The organism is Roseateles hydrophilus (genome assembly GCF_026712245.1).
Classification (GTDB): Bacteria; Pseudomonadota; Gammaproteobacteria; order Burkholderiales; family Burkholderiaceae_C; genus Pelomonas; species Pelomonas hydrophilus.
The window spans coordinates 115,522-133,947 of sequence record NZ_JAPPUY010000006.1; the positions used below are offsets into that span (position 1 = coordinate 115,522).

The following is an 18,426-nucleotide window of genomic DNA, read 5'->3' on the forward strand; positions in this document are numbered from 1 at the left end:
AATGTCGATGAACAAGACCGTGTTTGCATTGCTGCTGGCCAGCCTGGCGGCCACCGGCCAGGCCCAGGAAACGGGCTCCAACGTCGAGAAGTGCAGCAAGAAGCTGGGCGTGCTCGCCATCGCCGAGCCGCAGCAGGGCTGGCATCACATCTCCCGTTACGGTCTCGGCTCGCCGGCCTCGCTGTTGCGCATGATGGCGCAGCAGTCCGGCTGCTTCGACGTTGTCGAGCGCGGCCAGGGCATGCAGAGCATCCAGCAGGAGCGCGCGCTGGCCGCCGGCGGCGAACTGCGGGCGGACTCCAACATCGGCCAGGGCCAGATGCAGGCGGCCGATTTCGTCATGACGCCGTCCATCCAGATCGGCGCCTCCGACACCGGCGGCATCGGCGGCTTCCTGGGCGGGCGCCTGGGCCTGCTGGGCGCCATTGCGGGCGGCCTGAAGTTCAAGGAAGCCTCCACCAGCATCCTGATCTCCGACGTGCGCTCCAGCATCCAGGTCGCGGCCGCCGAGGGCAAGGCCAGCAAGACCGACTTCTCCATTGGCGGCTGGGGCTATGGCGGCGGCGTCGTCGGCGGCCTGGGCGGCTACACGAGCACGCCCGAGGGCAAGGTGGTGGCGGCCAGCTTCCTGGACAACTACAACAAGATCGTCCAGACCATCCGCGACCAGCCCACCCTGGTGCGCACCAGCAGCGCGGCCGGCGAGGCCAATGCCGCCGCGTCCACCCGGGCCGAGGCGCCGCAGCAGGCCGGCCAGATGCTGGCCGCCAAGATTTCCAACGTGAAGGCCTATGCCGAGCCCAGCCGCGACAGCGCGGTGGTGGCCACGCTGAACCGCAGCGACGAACTGGTTGCAACCGGTGAGGTCAAGAACGGCTTCGTCAAGGTCGACGCGGCCAACTTCAGCGGCTGGGTGCAGCGCACGTTGGTGGGCCCGGTCGTCGGCGGCGGTGTGGCCCAGCCGGCCCCGGCGCAGGTCATGGCGCCGGCGCCGATGGTTGTGCCCAGTGGCGGGCGCTGGGGCCAGTACCGGCTGAACTTCACGGGCAGCGAGCAGGGCGAGTTCTACGTCAACGTGTCCGACCGTGGTGTCGTCACCGGCCAGGGCCACAGCGCGACCCTCGGCAGCTTCACCGTGCGCGGCCAGGTGGACGACAGCGGCGCCATCAACCTGGGTGCCATTGCATCCCGTGGCATGGCCATGTTCGTGGGTCAGCTCGACCCGCGCACCGGCACCATGAGCGGCAACTGGACCGTGGGCGACCCGCGTACCGGAGCGCCCAGCGCCAGCGCCGGCAGCGGCAGCTTCACCGGCCGCCGCCAATGAGCGCGCCGGCCCCGCGCGTCGCGCTGGTCACCGGCGCCGGCTCCGGCATCGGCCGCGCCGTGGCGCGTGCGCTGGCCGCCGAGGGTTGGACGCTGGCGCTGCTGGGCCGCCGTGAGGCGCCGCTGCGCGAGACCTTGCCCGACGCGCTGCACCTGCCGGCCGATGTCGCCGACGAGGCGCAGGTGGACGCCGCCTTCGCCACGCTGCAGCAGCGCCTGGGGCGGCTGGATCTGCTGTTCAACAACGCTGGCATCAGCGCCATCGGCGTGCCCATCGACGAACTTCCGGTGGCGCAATGGCGGGCGGTGGTGGACGTCAACCTCACCGGGAGCTTTCTCTGCGCCCGCGCGGCCTTCCGGCTGATGAAGGCCCAGAGCCCGCGTGGCGGCCGCATCATCAACAACGGCTCCATCTCGGCGCATGCCCCTCGGCCCAATTCGGCGCCGTACACCGCCACCAAGCACGCGATCTCGGGCCTCACCCGGTCGCTGAGCCTGGACGGCCGGGCCTTCGACATCGCCTGCGGTCAGATCGACATCGGCAACGCCGCCACCGAGATGACCGAGAAGATGGCCAAGGGCATGCCGCAGGCCAACGGCCAGATCGCGGTCGAGCCCCGCATGGACGTCGAGGACGTCGCCCGTGCGGTGGTCTACATGGCCGGCCTGCCGCTGTCCGCCAATGTGCAGACCATGACCGTGATGGCCACGCAGATGCCGTTTGTCGGCAGGGGATGACGACGCTGGTGCTGTTGCCTGGGCTGGACGGCACGGGCACGCTGTTCCAGCCCTTCTTGCGTGAACTGCCTGCCGGGTGGCGCGCCGTGGTGGTGTCCTACCCGATGGATGCCAACGCGGGCTATGACGCGCTGACGCTGCATGCGGCGCTGGCGCTCCCTGACGGCGAGCCACTGGTCTTGTTGGGTGAGTCCTTCTCGGGGCCTATCGCCGTGCGCTTGGCAACCATGCTGGGGGCGCGCGTGCAGGCCCTGGTGTTGTGCTGCACCTTTGTGCGCAACCCTCGCCCGCGAGCGGCATGGTTGCGCGGCCTGGTTCGATGGTTGCCTGGGCCAGCCGTCCTGCCCTCAGCGCTCAGCGGCCGCGTCTTGCTCGGCCCTCGTGCGGCAGCGCAGGCGCATCGCCTCTTGTCCGTCGCACTGAAGCGCCTGCCCAAAGCGTTGCTGCATGCGCGTTTGCGCATGGTCATGTCCGTGGATGTGTCTGCAGACCTGGCGACGCTGACTGTGCCAGTGCTCTACCTGCAGGCAGCGCAAGATTGGGTGGTTCCTGCCTCCGCTGTGGAGCATGTGCGCTCGTCCTGCACCCAGGTGATGGTCGTCCGGCTGGCGGGGCCACACGGGCTGTTGCAGGCTGAACCCAAGGCGGCCGCCGCCGCCATGACCTCTTTCCTGGCCCGCCTGGCTTGAGCATGCTGGCGGCGGGGGCTTGACCCCTGCCGTCACAATTGCGCCATGTCCCTCGTCCGTCTGATCTTCCGCTGGGCCGTCCTGCTGGTCGGTGCCGTCATCGGCCTCGGCCTGTTCCTGTTCGCGGTCGCGGCCTTCGTGGTCATCCTGCTGCTGAGCCTGCTGACGGGCCGCAAGCCCAACCTGCAGTTCCGCATGAACAAGAACCCCTGGGCACCGCGCCGCCCGGCGCCGCAGGCCGCGGGCGATGTCGTCGACATCGAGGCCCGCGAGGTCAGGGAGCCGGCGCCCTTGCCCTTGCAGCCTCCCCGCCACTGATCGTCGGCGCGGCCAATTCCACCGCGCCGTACCAGGTGCGGGCCGACGCGCGGTTGTTGTCGCTGTCGGTCATGACGGCCATGCTGGTCAGCGGGCCGGGCTCTTCGCCAAAGGCCAGTCGGAAGTCGGCCGCCAGGTCGCGCCGGTGTTCACGCCAGCGGCGCAGCTGGGCCGGCCCGGAGTCCACGACGATCTTGCGGATGCGGTCGCTGCGCGGGTTCACCACGACGGTGCCCACCGGCAGCTTGCTGTCCCACACATACATCAGCGTCGCGTAGGGCGGGGCTTCGCCGGTCAGTGCCTGGGCGAGCTCGAATTTCATGCGCGTGCGCAGCGGCAGCTTGTCGACGTCGCCGGCAAAGCCAAAGATGACGCGGGCCACGGCGTCCTCGCGGTCCACGTCGGCCACGCTGGCGTCGGTGATCAGGCCTTGTGCCCACCATGAGAAGCGGACCTCGCCGACGCGTTCCTGCGCCGGCTCCAGCCGCTTGCGCCAGATGCTCGCCGAGCGCTCGGACGAAGCCTCCAGCGCCGGGCGGCCGTCCTTCTCGGTCCAGCTGTAGCGGGTGGCGGCCTTGCCGGGCAGGTGCAGCGGCTGCCAGCCTTCGGCGGCGGGCGGCGGCGCGGTGGTCGTGGCCGCGCAGCCGGCCAGCAGGGCGGCAGCGAGCAGGGGCAGGAGAGCGGGCTTCACCAGGCTTTGCGTTGGAGTTCTTCGAGGATCTCGCCGTAAATACGGTAGCGGCTGGCGCTGATCAAGCCCTGATCGACCGCCGTGCGCACGCCGCAGCCGGGTTCGTGAATATGTGTGCAGTTGGCGAAGCGGCAGTCGGCGTGCTCGCGCAGGTCGGGCATGTAGCGCCACAGGTCAGCCGCCGGGATCTGGCGCAGGCCGAACTCCTGGAAGCCGGGCGAGTCGATGAGCGCCGTCTGGCGCGTGTCGTCGGTCCAGTACCACTGTGTCGTGGTGGTGGTGTGGCGGCCGGAGTTCAGGGCCTGCGAGATCTCGCCGACCTGGGCCTGGGCGTCCTGCACGATGAGGTTGATCAGCGTGCTCTTGCCCGTGCCGCTGGGGCCGAGGACGAAGCTGCGCTGCGCGGCCAGCCAGGGCGCCAGCGTGGCGCGTGAGCCTTCCGGGTCGGCCTTGAGCGCGACCTCGAACACCGTCAGGCCCATCGCGCGGTAGGGCGCCAGGCGCTCGCGGGCGGCCTCGGTGCCGGGCAGGTCGGTCTTGTTCAGTGCGATGGCCATGCGGATGCCGGCCGACTCGGCGGCGATCAGCGAGCGCGTGAGTTGCGATTCGCTGAACACCGGCTCGACGGCGACCAGCACCAGCAGCTGGTCCAGGTTGGCGGCAAAGCTCTTGGTCTTCCACTCGTCCTGGCGGAACAGCAGGTTGCGCCGCGGCTCGACGGCCTCGATGACGCCTTCGTCGCCCGACTCGGCAAAGCGCACCTGGTCGCCGACGACGGCGTCGCTCTTCTTGCCGCGCGGGTGGCAGACGAGGCGCTGGCCGTCGCTGCCCTCGACGATGTAGTGGCGGCCGTGGCCGCGCACCACCAGACCCAGGTCCAGCGCCTGGAACTTGCTCATGAGCCCGACGCTTCGGGCAGCGCGCTCACCTGCGCCGCACAGATGGCGTCGTTCAGCGTCAGGCCACCGCGCGAGTGCGTGGTGTAGCTGACGGTGCAGGCGTTGTAGCCCACCAGCATCTCGGGGTGGTGATCCTGCGCATGGGCGATCTCGGCGACGGCGTCGACGAAGGCCATCACCTGGTAGAAGTTGTCGAAGCCGAAGCGCCGGCCGATGAGCTTGTTCTCCGCATCCGGCAGCCAGCCGGGCAGGGCGGCCAGCACGCGGGTGCGCGTGTCGGCGTCCAGCAGCGGGGCCTTGGGGTCACATTGGGCAAGCAGCAAATCGTTCATGAGGCGAGGGCTGCGAGACGTTCTGCAGCGGGGGGGTGCGAGTAGTAGAAGCGGGCGTAGACGGGGTCCGGCGTCAGCGTGCCGGCGTTGTCCTCGTGCAGTTTCAGCAGCGCGGAGGACAGGTCGGCCCCGCTGGCCTGGGCACGGGCGTAAGCATCGGCCTGGAATTCGTCGCGACGCGAGAAGTGGCTGGCCAGCGGCGTCACGAAGAAGCCGAACACCGGCCCGGCCAGCATGAACAGCAGCAGTGCCAGCGCGTCGTTCGGTGCGCTCAAGCTGGGCTGCACGCCCAGGCCCAGGTAGAAGGCCGGTTGTTGCGCCAGCCAGCCCAGCAGCGCAAAGCCGGCCAGGCTCATCGCGAAGGCCAGCGCGATGCGCTTGGTGATGTGCTTGTGCTTGAAGTGGCCCAGCTCGTGCGCCAGCACGGCCTCCACCTCGCCGCCGTTGAGCTTGGCCAGCAGCGTGTCGAAGAACACCACGCGCTTGGCCGGGCCGAAGCCGCTGAAGTAGGCATTGCCATGCGCCGAGCGCCTGCTGCCGTCCATGACGAACAGGCCCTTGGCCGCGAAACCGCAGCGGGCCATCAGGTGCTCCACGCGCGCCTTCAGCGCCGGGTCGGCCAGCGGCTCGAATTTGTTGAACAGCGGCGCGATGAGGGTGGGGTAGAGCACCATCACGAGCAGCTGAAAGCCCATCCACAGCCCTGCCGCCCAGAGCCACCAGCGCGGACCCGCCGCGTCCATCAGCCACAGGATGATGGCCAGGATGGGCAGCCCCAGCAGCAGGCCCACGACCAGGCCCTTGGCCATGTCGGCGGCGTACAGCCGCAGCGTCATGCGGTTGAAGCCGAAGGCCTGCTCGATGCGGAAGGTGGACCACAGCTCCCACGGCAGATCCAGCAGCCCGCCGATCAGCAGGAAGGCGGCCACCAGGCCCAGCTGGTAGCCCATGGCCTGCCAGTCGGCGGGCAGCGCCTGGCTGGCATCTAGCACCCAGCCGTTGAGTGCGTGCAGCCCGCCCAGCAGCGTCCAGCCGAGCAGCAGTGCCGCATTGAAGGCCAACGACAGCAGGCCGAAACGGGCGCGGGCGATGGTGTAGTCGGCAGCCTTCTGGTGCGCCGACAGCGTGACGCTGCCGGCAAACGCCGCCGGCACCTGGCCTCGGTGCGCTGCCACATGGCGGATCTGACGCGACGACAGCCAGAGCTTGACGAGCGTGGAGGCTGCGAGCGCGAGCGCGAACGCGACGGACAACATCAGGGGAGACATGGGCAAATTTTAGGCTGCGAGAATTCCGCGACTTTTGAAAGCCCCACCATGTCCGACACCCTGACCCCCAGCGACAACAACCTGATCTGGATCGACCTCGAGATGACCGGCCTGTACCCGGACACGGACCGCATCATCGAGATCGCCGTCGTCGTCACCGATGCCAACCTCGACAAGCGCGTGGAAGGCCCCGTCTTCGCCGTGCACCAGAGCGATGAGACGCTGGACAAGATGGACGCCTGGAACAAGGGCACGCACGGCAAGAGCGGTCTCATCGACCGGGTGAAAGCCTCCACCGTCACCGAGGCTGAAGCCGCGGCGCAGACCATCGCCTTCCTGAAGCAGTACGTCGGCAAGGGCAAGAGCCCGATGTGCGGCAACAGCATCTGCCAGGACCGCCGCTTCCTGGCCAACTACATGCCGGAGCTGGAGAGCTTCTTCCACTACCGCAACCTGGACGTGTCCACGCTGAAGGAGCTGGCCAAGCGCTGGAAGCCGTCGGCGCTGGAGGGTTTCAAGAAGGCGCAGGCGCACACGGCGCTGGCGGACATCCACGAGTCCATCGACGAGCTCGCGCACTACCGCACGACCTTCCTGAACCTGGCCTGATCGGCCTGTTTGACGCTTGCTCCACGCCGCCTTCGACTTCCCCCGCCACCCACTGTCCCGCGAGGATGGCGAGCGGCTGCGTGGCTGCTGGCTGGCGCCGCCCGCGCGCTGGCTGAGGGCGCTGCGCCGGGAGGATGTGCGCACCGTCATCGCCGAGGCCGAGGCCGCGGCGCGGGCCGGCGCCTGGGTGCTGGGCGGCCTGCGCTACGAGGCGGCCGCGGCCTTCGACACCAAGCTGACCGCGCATGCGGCCGCTGCGCCGCTGGCCGAGTTCGCCGTCTACGACACCGCGCCCGAGCCCTGGCCTGAAAGCAACGGCGCCTGGAGCGGCCTGCTGGGCTGGGCCGACAACGAGCCCGACGCGACGGCCGCCATTGAGCGCATCCGCGACTACATCCGTGCCGGCGACTGCTACCAGGTCAACCTGACGACGCGGCTGCGCGCGTCGCGTGGCGAGCTCGACCCCGAGCAGCTCTTCCTCGCGTTGCACGCAAGCCAGCCCGGCGGCTTCAGCCTGTTCCTGCGCGAGGCCGGCGCGGCCAGCGTGTCGCCCGAGCTGTTCTTCGACTGGCGCCCCGTGCCGGGCGCCAAGGCCAGTTGGCTGCTGGCGGCCCAGCCGATGAAGGGCACGGCGCCGCGCGGTCGCGACCGCGTCGACGACGAGGCCGCTCAGGCGCACCTGCGCACCAGCGAGAAGGAACGGGCCGAGAACCTGATGATCGTGGACCTGCTGCGCAACGACTTGAGCCGCGTCGCGCAACTCGGCACCGTGCGTGTGCCGCGGCTGTTCGAGTTGCATGCGCTGCCCACGGTGTGGCAGATGACGTCCACGGTGACGGCCGTCAGCCGTGCCGGGCTGACGCTGGCGGACGCGTTCGCGGCACTCTTCCCTTGCGGCTCGGTGACCGGCGCGCCCAAGTTGCGGGCGATGCAGGTCATCCGCGAGCTGGAGCCCACCGCGCGCGGCTGGTATTGCGGCGCGCTGGGGCTGATCCAGCCCGGTGGCGTGGCGACCTTCAACGTGCCCATCCGCACCGTCGAATTCCACGGCGATGCGCTGACCTGCGGCCTGGGCAGCGCCATCACGCTGGACAGCGAGCCGGCCGCCGAGATCGCCGAGTGGCGCGCCAAGTCGCGCTTTCTGGCCCGGGCCGAGGCGCCGGTGGAGGCGCTGGAAACACTGCGGCTGGAGAACGGTGTGGCGTTGCGCGGCGACGCCCACCTGGCCCGCATGCAACGCACGGCGCGGCACTTCGGCCTGCGCTTCTCGCTGGCCGAGGCGCGCGCCTACCTGAAGGCGGTGGCCGACGCGCAGCCCGAAGGCAGCTGGCGGCTGCGGCTGACCTGCGGCGCCGACGGCCGCCTGCAGCACACCCTGTTTGCCTTCACGCCGACGCCCGTGCCGGTGCGCCTGGCGCTGGCCGACCGGCCCATGCCCACGCGGGGGCCACGCGCCGAATACCTGGCCCACAAGACGACGCGCCGCGAGCTGTACGCGCTGGACAAGCCCGCCGACGCCTTCGACCTCATTCTGTGGAACGAGGCCGGCGAGCTGACCGAGTGCAGCTTCGGCAACTTCGCCCTGCAGCTCGGCGGCCAGTGGCTGACGCCGCCGTTGGTCGCAGGCCTGCTGCCCGGCGTGCTGCGTGCCGAGCTGCTGGCGCAGGGCCGCATCCGGGAGGCGCGCCTGACGCGCGACGACCTCGCGCGCGCCACGGACCTGGCCTTTTTCAACAGCCTGCGCGGCTGGTTGCCGGCGCGGCTTGCGTGAAAACCCTAGTCGCGGCTAGAATCGCGGCTTCGCCTGGGGTCACCCCAGGTGTTCCACGTCTCCTCTGACCTCGTTCGATCAAACGCATTCACGCGGGCATCGGACTCCGAACACGGATCGGTCGGCGGCGATGAAGCCGTCGCTTTGACTGACTGTTCCCCTGCGCCGCACCCGGGCTGAAGTAGTTGCCCGAGCCGCACGACGCGAGCTATCTGATCTCCCAGCGACTTTTGTGATTCCGAAGGGCTTGTCGATGCCCCTCGGCGCTGCGCGTTTGCCTGCGCGGCGAGATTTGATTGAAAGAACGAAGATGAGTTTCGAGACCCTGGGCCTGAGCCCCGCCGTGCTGCAAGCCGTCAAGGATTCCGGCTACGAGAACGCCACCGACGTGCAGGCGCAAGCCATTCCCGCCGCCATCGCGAACAAGGACCTGATGGTCTCGTCGCGCACCGGCTCGGGCAAGACCGCCGCCTTCATCCTGCCGGCGCTGGAAAAGATCCTGGCCGCCCGTGGCGACAACACCAAGCGCCGTGAGAAGGGCGTGATCTACGGCCCGCGCGTGCTGGTGCTGGCCCCCACGCGTGAACTGGCCATGCAGGTGGCCAAGGCCGCCCAAACCTACGGCCGCCACATCCCGGGCCTGAAGGTCGCGACCGTGCTGGGCGGCATGCCGTATCCGCTGCAGATCCGCCAGCTCACCGGCCCGCTGGACATCCTGATCGCCACCCCTGGCCGTCTGCTGGACCACCTGGCCAGCGGCAAGTGCGTGCTGAGCAATGTCGAGATGCTGGTGCTGGACGAAGCCGACCGCATGCTGGACATGGGCTTCATCGACGACATCAATGTCGTGACCAGCCACACGCCGGACACCAGGCAGACGGTGATGTTCAGCGCCACCTTTGCCGGCCACGTCGGCCGCCTGGCGCAGCAGCTGCTGAAGGAGCCGCAGCGCATCGAGGTGGCGTCGCACACCGAGACGCACGAGAACATCGAGCAGCGCCTGCACTGGGCCGACAACCCGCACCACAAGGACCAACTGCTGGAGTCCATCCTGGCCGCGCCTGAGCTGGACCAGGCCGTCGTCTTCACCAGCACGCAGCGCGATGCCGACTGGCTGGCCGAGCGCCTGGCGGAGATCGGCCACGCCGTGGCCCCGCTGCACGGCGCCATGCCCCAGGGCAAGCGCAACCGCGTGCTGATGGGCCTGCGCCGCGGTGACCTGAAGGTGCTGGTGGCCACCGACGTCGCTGCCCGCGGCATCGACGTGCCGACGATCAGTCACGTCATCAACTACGGCCTGCCGATGAAGGCCGAGGACTACGTGCACCGCATCGGCCGCACGGGCCGCGCCGGCCGTTCGGGCCTGGCGATCACGCTGGGCCTGCGCGAGGACGTGTCCATGATCCGCCGCATCCAGCAGTTCACGACCCAGTCCATCCCGGTCTCGCAGATCGCGGGCCTGGAGCCCAAGTCGCAAGAGCCGCGCATCTTCCCGCCGCGCCCGGCGGGCCAGGGCTTCGACCGCGGCGGCGATCGCTTCGGCGGCCGCCCGGGTTTCGGCAACAAGAGCTTCCGCCGCGATGACGGTGGCTACGGTGGTGGCCGCCCGCACCATGGCGGCGGCAAGCCCTTCGGTCACGGTGGCGATCGCGGCTTCGCACCGCGCGGCGATGACCGTGGTGGTTTCCATGGCCGTGACGAGCGGGGCTTCCAGCCGCGCGAGGACCGTGGTTTCACCCCGCGCGGTGAAGGCCAGGGCTTCCAGCCGCGTGGCGACAACCGTGGCTTCCAGCCGCGTGAAGACCGGGGCTTCCAGAACCGTGACGGCTTTCAACCGCGTGGCGAGTTCCAGCCCCGTGACGATCGTGGCTTCCAGCCGCGTGGTGATCGCCCGTTCAACGCCGGTGGCAAGCCCGCGTTCGGCGGCAAGCCCAGCTTCGGCGGCGGTGGTGATCGTCCGTCCTTCGGCGGCGAGCGCCGCGGCCCGGGCGGCCCGCGCAAGGGTGGCTTCGGCCGCTAAGCCCTGATGAGTCGCGTGCAGTTGCGCGCGATGACTCCCGTCGATCTCGACGCCGTACTGGCGCTGCAACAGCGCTGCTACGGCGTCGACTTTTTGGAGCATCGCGATGCTTTCGCCGCCAAGCTGGCGGTGACCGAAGGGCTGGACTGCTGCTGGCTGGCCCGTCGTGAGGACGGCGAGCTGCTGGCCTATGCGGTCAGTTTGCCGGTCTGCGAGGCCACGCTGCCGGCGCTGGACGCGCCGCGCTGCGAGCGGCCGGCGCAACCGACGCTGCTGTACCTGCATGACATGGCCGTGGCACCTGAGGCGCGCTCGCTGGGGCTGGCCTCAGGCCTGCTGGCGCAGTTGAAGGAGCGGGCGCTCGCGCTGCACCTGCCGCAGATGGGCCTGGTGGCCGTGCAGGGCTCGGTGCCGTACTGGCAGCGCCAGGGTTTTGCCGAGCCGGCCGCGCTGGCGCCGGCGCTGCGGGCCAAGCTCGCCAGCTTCGGCGCCGACGCGCGCTTTCTGCTTCAGTCCTTCAGGTAGGGCTTGAGCCAGCGCATCTGCGGCTTGTCCTTGCCGCCTTCGGGCTCCAGCGACAGGAAGTAGTCGCCCCAGGTCGGGCCGCCGGCCCACCACAGCCAGCCGGTCCAGACGTCCGCGTTGGCTTGCAGATGCTTCAGCGCACCGGCCACCGCCTGCTCGCAGACGGCGTTGGCGCCACCGCCCAGTTCGCCCAGCAGCGCGCGGCGCTTGTTGGCCTTGAGCCATTGCGTGAAGCGCTGCAGCCGCTCGACGCCGATGGTGGGGCTGACGCATTCGGTGTGGGTGCCCGAGCCGTCCTTGTCGAGGTATTGATGCACCTCGAACACCATGTGGTCGAGTGGATCCTTCACGCGGCCCATGACATCGGCGTTGGGCGTGCCGTACCAGGTGCTTTCAAACCAGCTCCAGGCGCCCGTGTAGCCGTTGCCCGGCAGTGTGATGAGGTTCTTCGCGCCGGTTTGGCGGATGGCGTCGACGGCGGCCTGCGCGGCGTCGGCCCAGGTTTCGGTCGGCATGTTGCGCGGCTCGTTGACGAGGCCGAACTGCACGCGGGCGTTGTCCTTGAACTGCAGCGCCAGCCGGCGCCAGAAGTCGGCGAAGGCCGCGTGCGGCACCTCGGGGCGGCCGATGTGGACGTCCTTGTAGGCGGCGTAGTTGTGCGGGTCCAGCAGCACATGCAGGCCGCGTGCGGTCGTGCCGTCCACAAAGGCACGCAGCCGGGCCAGCTCGGTCGCGTCCAGCTCGCCCATCAGCACGGGCTGCAGCCGCTCCCAGCGGAACGCGATGCGCATGAGGTTCATGCCCTGGGCCTGGTAGTAGGCCGTGCTGGCAACGCTGGGGTAGACGTAGTCCTTGCCGTAGACGCCAGGGAAGGGCAGCTTCTCCCCCCATTCGGCGCTGGACAGGCTGATGCCGCGCCATTCCAGCGGTGCGGCGTGGGCAGCGGCCGCGGCGGCGAGCAGTGTGGAGGCGAGCAGGCGTTTCATGCGGCGGCTTTCGCGGGTGGTTGGATGCCGAGGGCGGCCAGCACGTCCTGGCAGGCACCCATCGTGTGGTAGTCGGTCTTGCCGGCGGGGCTCTTCTCGTCGGTGAGCTTGGCGTTGTCGGGGCCGAGGATGCGGTACCAGGCGCCGTGCTCGTGGTCGACGAAGTGCTGCCAGGCGTAGGCCCAGAGGCGGTCGTACCACTGCCAGTAGCCGGCGTCGCCGGTGCGCACGGCCAGCCAGGCGGCGGCGGCCAGGCTCTCGGCCTGCACCCAGAAATACTTGTCGCCGTCGCAGACGTCGCCATCGGGTGCGAAGCCGTAGACGAGGCCGCCGTGCACGGCGTCCCAGCCGCGCAGCATGGCGGTGTCGAAGAAGTGGCGGGCCGTGTGCACCAGCCAGCCGGGCGCGGCGCCGCCCAGGCGGCGGTCCAGCATCAGCAAGAGCTTGGCCCACTCGGTGAGGTGACCGGTCTGGAAGCCCCAGGGACGGAAGATGTTGGTCTTGTCGTCGCGGTTGTAGTCCCAGTCGGGCGTCCAGTCGGTGCGGTAGTGCTCCCAGACCAGCCCGCCGGCGAGCGACGCCTGGCGCTGCGTGATGGAGGTTGCCAGCGTCAGCGCACGATCCAGGTAGCGCGCCTCGCCGGTGGCGGCATGCGCGGCCAGCATGGCTTCGCAGGCGTGCATGTTGGCGTTCTGGCCGCGGTAGGGGCCGACCTGCCAATCGGGTGTGGCCTCGTCGGCGTAGAGGCCGTGGGCGGGCTCCCAGAAGCGGCGCTCCATCAGCTCGAAGGTCGCGGCGATGCCTTCGCGCGCGCCAGGCACGCCGGCCTCGGCCGCATGGGCGTTGGCCAGCAGCACGAAGGCCAGGCCGTAGCAGTGGTTGGTGCCGTCGGCGATGGTGGCGCGGCCGTCGTGCCAGTCCAGCACCCACGCGTAGCCGCCTTGAGGTTGCGCGTGCGCCGCGTTGACGAAGGCCAGCGCATGCGCCACGTCGCTCGTGGGGCCGCCGAACCAGCGCCAGGCCAGCGCATGGTTGAAGACGAAGCGCGTGCTGCTGACGAGGTGGCGGGTGCGGCGGTCATACACCGTGCCGTCGTCCTTGAAGAACTGGAAGCAGCCGCCGCTCGGGTCCATCACGCGCGGCGCGTAGAAGGCCAGCGTGTGGCGCATGTGGGCCCACAGCGCGTCGGGGCGGCGCAGGTCGGGAACAGCCGTCATTTCAATACCTCGGTCTGCAGGAAGCGGGTCAGCTCATCGGCCATCTGCGTGTGGACGTCGATGCGGGGGTGGGCGTAGGCGAAGGCCTGGAAGGTGTAGGTCCAGACGCGGGCATCGCCCTCGCCGCGCAGCGTCGCCACCGCCTGGCTCAGTGCGCGGGGGATGGCGGGTTCGTCCTTCCAGGCCGTCATGCCGCCGGCCAGCAGCACCAGGCGGGCGTGCGGATAGCGTGCACGCAGGCTGCGCACGAAGGCCAGGTAGCGCGGCGCGAAGTCGGGGGCGATGCGCTGCCCCTTGGTGCCGGGGAAGCCATGGTCGTTCTGGCCGAGGTTGACGAACACGACATCGGGCGCACGCGGGTCGGGCGGGGCGACGGGCGCGTCCAGCCGCGGCGCGTAGCGGTCCCACACCTGGGGCATCAGCAGCTCGTTGAAGGTGGCCGTGATGCCGATGCCGCTGACGGCAATGCCGACGTAGTCGGCCCCCAGCCGCGCGGCGGTCAGCGCGCCGTAGGCCCGCGTGCCGTCGTGGGGGTAGAGGTCGTCGTACTGGTCGTCGCCCACATCGCCGTTGCAGGCGCCGGCGGTGATGGAGTCGCCGTAAAACTCGAACTTCAACGGCCGTGCCGGCGGCGGGGCCAGCAGCGTGCCGCCGGGCGCCAAGTGCAGGCCGTGGAAGACGAGCTCGGACATCGGTGCCTCGGTGCGCTTGACGATGCGCAGCGTGTGTTCGCCGTCGCCGAGCGGCTCGCGCAGCCGCCAGGTCGTGCGGGCGTTGCCCGGCACGGCCAGCGGCAGCGTGCGGCCGTCGATCTCGACGGCGAGATGCGTCGTGCCCCAGTGCGTGGATGAAAACGCCAAGCTCAGCTCGCGGCCGGTGAAGCGCGCGCGCAGCTCGCTGCCGCTCCAGACCAGCAGCTTGGCATCCGGCGTGGCCGCCGGGGCGATGCGGCCGGCCCAGCGCAGCCGCGCGTCGCTGGCCGGGATGAGGCCGGGCCAGCCGGTGGGCGTGGTTTGCTCGAAGGCGCTGGCGCGCAGCGCGGGCGGCAGCAGGCCGGCGGTCATGACGGCCGCCATGCTCGCCGGGCGGCCGCTGCCAGCCCAGGTGTCGCGCTTCACGCGCACATGCAGCAGGTGGGCCGTGGGTTCCAGTCCTTGCCCGACGACGCGGTAATGCCAGCCCAGGTAGCCCCGGCGTTCAGGCACATGACCTTGCAGCGTGACCCAGGGGCCGTCGTCCACACGGGCTTCCAGGTTGCGATGGTGCTCGCTCTCGGCGTGGAAGACGGCGACCTCGCTGCCCCAGACGAGAAAGCGGGCCTCGGCGTCGTCCTGCGTCGTGACCCAGCCGGGCTGCTGGCCGGGCCACTCGGGATGCACCGCGCCGCCGCGCATGAAGCCGTGGCTTTGGTATGGGTTGAGCGTGTCGCCCATGTGCAGGCGCGTGAACTCGTGGGCGCGGCCGCGCAGCGCAGCCGGCAGCGGCCGGGTGGCGTCGGCGGCGGGGCGGCGCAGCGTCTCGGCCAGGGCCTGGGCGATGCGCTGGTGGCCGGTGGCGTTGGGGTGCACGGGCTCGTCGTACAGCGCGGCCCAGCGGTCGGTGCCGGCGTCGACGCGGGCCTGCATCCAGCGGCCGAAGTCCAGCGCCGGCAGGCCGTAATGGGCGGCGAGCTGCAACTGCAGGTCGGTGGCGTCGCGCGGCTGGTTGCCTTGTTGCGTGAGGCCCAGCACGACGACGGCGGGGGCGCGCTTCGCGGTCAGCAGCCGGCGCAGCAGGGCCTCGTAGCTGCTGCCGCGCACGGCCGGGTCCAGCCACTGGTCATTGACGCCGAACTCGACGATGACGAGGTCGGGTTGCGCGTCCAGCAACTGCGCCTGCAGCCGGTGCGCAGCGGCGGCCGAGTCGGTGCCGCTGACGCCGGCATTCACCAGCCGCACCCGCGGCCCCAGCGAGCGCGCCAGCAGCGCCGCCCAGCCGTTCTCACGCGGCGGCTGGGCCGCGTAGCCGGTGGTGATGGACCCGCCGATGACGGCCAGCGTGACGGGCTCGCCCGCGTCCACGCGCTTCATGACGGCCTGCAGCGCCGTGTTCGCCGCGGCCACGGCCGGCAGCATCAGTGACAAGGCCAACCCCCATCCTTTCAACCAGTTCATCTCATTCACCCTCGTTGGCGCTGGCCTGCAGCCGATCGTGTGGCGGGCCGCACCCGAGGCGGCCCGTGCGTCAGCGCGTGCGGCGCAGCGGCGATGCGGGAGCTGCATGGCGGCAGCAGGCCGGCGGATGGCGCTCCCGTTCTTCAGATGTTTACTAAACGAATTTCATTATGAACTCAGGCTGTGCGCTGTCGCACCGTCTGTTGCTTGCAAAACATCGGTGGTATCCCCGAGTGTGGTCGGAAATTTAGAGAAACAGAATGCGCAACAAAACAATGTTTAGCTTTGCCTTTGGGTGGGGCAGGAGACGAGTCGCAGCCCTTGCGGTGCGGGCCTCCTGTCGCGTGCCTGATGCCCTGACGACGACCCCTGACGTGATCTCTCAACGACTGATCGACCTGCATGACGGCTGGCTGTTGGCCGAGGCGCCCGCTGGCGTGGACGGCGCGGCGCTCGCTGCGCTGCCCGCCGATGCTTGGCTGCCTGCGGCGGTGCCCGGCACGGCGCACGGCGCGCTGCTGGCCGCCGGCCGCATTCCCGATCCTTTCTACGGCCGCAACGAGCTGGAGGTGCGCTGGGTGGCCGAGCGCCGCTGGGTGTGGAAGCTGGCCTTCGACGCTGGCGAGCTGGCGGCGCGCGAAGAGCTGGTGTTCGAGGGCCTGGACACCTACTGCAGCGTCTGGCTGAACGGCGAGCGGCTGCTGCAGACCGACAACATGTTCGTGCCGCAGCGTGTGGACGTGCGCGAGCGCCTGCGGCCCGGGCGCAACGAGTTGCTGCTGTGCTTTGAGCCGGCGCTGGCGGAAGCGCGCAAGGTGGAGGCGGTGCATGGCAAGCGCGCGCTGTGGAACGGCGACAGCGCACGGCTGCATGCGCGCAAGGCGCAGTACCACTTCGGCTGGGACTGGGGCCCCGAGCTTGTCACCTGCGGCCCGTGGCGCGCGGTGCGGCGCGACAGCGCTTGCGGCCGAATTGCCGAGCTGCTGTGCCGCGCCGATGTGGCGGTGGCGCAGCGGGCGGCGACGCTGAGTGTCAGTGCGGTGCTGGTGGGTGCCGGCACGCGCTGCGTGTTCGAGCTGCTGGACCCCGAGGGCCGCCGCGTGGCGCTGTGCCCGGTGCCGGCGGCCGGCCCTGTGCAGGCCGTGCTGGCGGTGCCCGACGCGCAGCTGTGGTGGCCGCACGGCCTGGGCGGCCAGCCGCTGTACACGCTGCTGGCAACGCTGCAGGACGACGATGGCCAGGTGCTGGCGCAGGAGCGCCGCCGCATCGGGCTGCGTCGCCTGCGCCTGGTGCAGGACGAGGTGGCTGGCGAGGCGGGCCGCAGCTTCCACTTCGAGGTCAACGGCCGGGACTTCTTTGCCGGCGGCGCGAACTGGATTCCCGACGACAGCCTGCTGGAGCGCATCACGCCGGCCCGCTATCGCGAGCGCGTGGCGCAGGCCGCCGCCGCAAACATGACCATGCTGCGCATCTGGGGCGGCGGCATCTACGAGCACGAGGCCTTCTACGACGCCTGCGACGAGCTCGGCATCCTGGTGTGGCAGGACTTCATGTTCGCCTGCGGGCTGTATCCGGCCAACGAGGCCTTCCAGGCCAGCGTGCGTGCGGAGGCCCAAGCGCAGGTGAAGCGGCTGCGCCACCATGCCTGCCTGGCGCTCTGGTGCGGCAACAACGAGGACTACATGCTGGCCGAGTCCCAAGGGCTGGCCGGCCCAGGCGTTCCGGCCGAGCGTTTCGAGGCGCGGGCGATCTACGAGCGGCTGCTGCCCGAGGTTTGCGCCGCGCTCGACCCGGACCGCCCTTACTGGCCCGGCAGCCCGTTCACGCCGGGCGACGGCGCCTCGTCCTCAGACGCGACCGTGGGCGACCGCCACAGCTGGGAGGTCTGGCACCAGCAGATGCTGCCCTACCAGCGCTACGGCGATGTGCAGGCGCGCTTTGTCAGCGAGTTCGGCATGCAGTCGATGCCGTCGCTGGCGCTGTTCGAGTCTGTGCTGCCCGAGGGGGAGCGCTTCCCCGAGAGCCGCACCGTGCAATGGCACAACAAGGCCGGGTCGCCCGCGGGGCCGGACGGACATCGCCGCCTGGCGGTCTACCAGGCCGACAACCTGCGCGTGGGCCCCACGCTGGCTGAGCATGTGTACGCGACGCAGTTCGTGCAGGCCGAGGCCATGCGCGTGGCCTACCAGGACTTCCGCCGCCGCTGGCAGCGCCCGGGCGCGCGTGCCGTGGGCGGGGCGCTGGTGTGGCAGCTCAACGACTGCTGGCCGGTCACGAGCTGGGCACTGATCGACGCGGCCGGCATGCCCAAGCCGGCCTGGCATGTTGTGCGCCGGGCGTTGGCGCCGCTGGCTGTTGCCGTGCGGCTGGAGGCCGGCCAAGTGCGCCTGGCGGTCATGAATGGCGGCGTGGATGACATCGCGCTGACGCTGCGCCTGCGCGTGTACTCGCTGGCGGGGCAGCCATTGGCGGATGCCGACTTGCCGCACCTGGCGGCTGCGGGCTGCTGCGCGGAACTGGTGCAGGCCGTGGCGGCGGCCGCGGGCGATGGGCCCGTGGTGGCCGAGCTCTGCGCGCTGGACGGCGACGGTGCGGAGCTGGCGCGCGACTGCGCGTGGACCGAGCCCTTCAAGTTCTACAGCTTGGCTGGTGCGCGCGTGCAGATCGGCGTTGAGGACGGGCGGCTGCGGCTGCAGGCCGATCGGCCGGTCAAGGGGCTGTGGTTGCAGGCCCGCGGCGTGTCGTTCGCCGACAACTTCATCGACCTGATGCCCAGAGAACCCCGCTGGCTGGATCAAAAGATAGCGTTACCATTTGTCATGGAGGCGGTTGCGTTGGACCACGCAATGCAACGTTTTGTGCTGCAGCCATAGGAGAGGTGCAT

Annotated in this window: 16 protein-coding genes; 9 read left to right on the forward strand and 7 right to left on the reverse strand. The window is 70.2% G+C overall.

Annotation, left to right across the window (positions count from 1 at the left end; genetic code table 11):
- The first annotated feature begins 7 nt into the window (after positions 1-7).
- Genes NYO99_RS20180 through NYO99_RS20195 form a run of 4 tightly spaced genes read left to right on the forward strand, consistent with a single transcriptional unit; the run spans position 8 to position 3,071 of the window.
- Positions 8-1,327 carry a CsgG/HfaB family protein gene (locus NYO99_RS20180; RefSeq protein ID WP_268169097.1) on the forward strand — a complete coding sequence of 440 codons (1,320 nt, stop codon included), beginning with the start codon at positions 8-10 and terminating at the stop codon, positions 1,325-1,327.
- Positions 1,324-2,064: an SDR family oxidoreductase gene (locus NYO99_RS20185; RefSeq protein ID WP_268169098.1), complete on the forward strand. Its 741-nt coding sequence runs from the start codon at positions 1,324-1,326 to the stop codon at positions 2,062-2,064. The genes NYO99_RS20180 and NYO99_RS20185 overlap by 4 nt, the downstream gene beginning before the upstream one ends.
- Positions 2,061-2,753 carry an alpha/beta fold hydrolase gene (locus NYO99_RS20190; protein WP_268169099.1) on the forward strand — a complete coding sequence of 231 codons (693 nt, stop codon included), beginning with the start codon at positions 2,061-2,063 and terminating at the stop codon, positions 2,751-2,753. Before NYO99_RS20185 ends, NYO99_RS20190 begins: the two co-directional genes overlap by 4 nt.
- A gap of 45 nt (positions 2,754-2,798) precedes the next feature.
- Complete coding sequence (locus NYO99_RS20195) at positions 2,799-3,071, forward strand: MgtC/SapB family protein (protein ID WP_268169100.1); 273 nt, start codon at positions 2,799-2,801, stop codon at positions 3,069-3,071.
- Here NYO99_RS20195 and NYO99_RS20200 read toward each other — a convergent pair.
- Genes NYO99_RS20200 through NYO99_RS20215 form a run of 4 tightly spaced genes read right to left on the reverse strand, consistent with a single transcriptional unit; the run spans position 3,028 to position 6,261 of the window.
- On the reverse strand, positions 3,028-3,762 hold the full coding sequence (locus NYO99_RS20200; RefSeq protein ID WP_268169101.1) for a DUF3047 domain-containing protein: 735 nt from the start codon (positions 3,760-3,762) through the stop codon (positions 3,028-3,030). The two genes, NYO99_RS20195 and NYO99_RS20200, sit on opposite strands and share 44 nt — an antisense overlap.
- Positions 3,759-4,703: a ribosome small subunit-dependent GTPase A gene (gene rsgA, locus NYO99_RS20205; RefSeq protein ID WP_422395524.1), complete on the reverse strand. Its 945-nt coding sequence runs from the start codon at positions 4,701-4,703 to the stop codon at positions 3,759-3,761. Before rsgA ends, NYO99_RS20200 begins: the two co-directional genes overlap by 4 nt.
- Entirely contained in the window at positions 4,658-4,993 is a 336-nt protein-coding gene (locus NYO99_RS20210; RefSeq protein WP_268169103.1) for a 4a-hydroxytetrahydrobiopterin dehydratase, read from the reverse strand. Before NYO99_RS20210 ends, rsgA begins: the two co-directional genes overlap by 46 nt.
- Entirely contained in the window at positions 4,990-6,261 is a 1,272-nt protein-coding gene (locus tag NYO99_RS20215; RefSeq protein WP_268169104.1) for a M48 family metallopeptidase, read from the reverse strand. Before NYO99_RS20215 ends, NYO99_RS20210 begins: the two co-directional genes overlap by 4 nt.
- 48 nt (positions 6,262-6,309) lie before the next feature.
- Between NYO99_RS20215 and orn the strand changes: the two genes are divergently transcribed.
- From orn to NYO99_RS20235, 4 genes are all read left to right on the forward strand, one after another.
- Positions 6,310-6,870, forward strand: a complete 561-nt coding sequence (gene orn, locus NYO99_RS20220) for an oligoribonuclease (RefSeq protein ID WP_268169105.1) — start codon at positions 6,310-6,312, stop codon at positions 6,868-6,870.
- A gap of 16 nt (positions 6,871-6,886) precedes the next feature.
- The gene (locus NYO99_RS20225) at positions 6,887-8,641 is read left to right on the forward strand and encodes a bifunctional anthranilate synthase component I family protein/class IV aminotransferase (RefSeq protein WP_268169106.1); all 1,755 of its coding nucleotides are present in this window, start codon (positions 6,887-6,889) and stop codon (positions 8,639-8,641) included.
- Positions 8,642-8,951: 310 nt separating this feature from the next.
- Entirely contained in the window at positions 8,952-10,661 is a 1,710-nt protein-coding gene (locus NYO99_RS20230; protein ID WP_268169107.1) for a DEAD/DEAH box helicase, read from the forward strand.
- A gap of 30 nt (positions 10,662-10,691) precedes the next feature.
- Positions 10,692-11,186: a GNAT family N-acetyltransferase gene (locus NYO99_RS20235; protein WP_268169108.1), complete on the forward strand. Its 495-nt coding sequence runs from the start codon at positions 10,692-10,694 to the stop codon at positions 11,184-11,186.
- Here the strand turns inward: NYO99_RS20235 and NYO99_RS20240 are convergent.
- Genes NYO99_RS20240 through NYO99_RS20250 form a run of 3 tightly spaced genes read right to left on the reverse strand, consistent with a single transcriptional unit; the run spans position 11,171 to position 15,542 of the window.
- Positions 11,171-12,172 (reverse strand): glycoside hydrolase family 5 protein, encoded by a 1,002-nt coding sequence (locus NYO99_RS20240; RefSeq protein ID WP_268169109.1) that lies wholly within the window; start codon positions 12,170-12,172, stop codon positions 11,171-11,173. The two genes, NYO99_RS20235 and NYO99_RS20240, sit on opposite strands and share 16 nt — an antisense overlap.
- Entirely contained in the window at positions 12,169-13,389 is a 1,221-nt protein-coding gene (locus NYO99_RS20245) for an AGE family epimerase/isomerase (protein ID WP_268169110.1), read from the reverse strand. Before NYO99_RS20245 ends, NYO99_RS20240 begins: the two co-directional genes overlap by 4 nt.
- Positions 13,386-15,542 carry a GDSL-type esterase/lipase family protein gene (locus NYO99_RS20250; protein WP_268169111.1) on the reverse strand — a complete coding sequence of 719 codons (2,157 nt, stop codon included), beginning with the start codon at positions 15,540-15,542 and terminating at the stop codon, positions 13,386-13,388. Before NYO99_RS20250 ends, NYO99_RS20245 begins: the two co-directional genes overlap by 4 nt.
- A gap of 374 nt (positions 15,543-15,916) precedes the next feature.
- Here NYO99_RS20250 and NYO99_RS20255 point away from each other — a divergent pair, with 374 nt between their 5' ends.
- Positions 15,917-18,415 carry a glycoside hydrolase family 2 protein gene (locus NYO99_RS20255; protein WP_268169112.1) on the forward strand — a complete coding sequence of 833 codons (2,499 nt, stop codon included), beginning with the start codon at positions 15,917-15,919 and terminating at the stop codon, positions 18,413-18,415.
- Positions 18,416-18,426 lie beyond the last annotated feature (11 nt).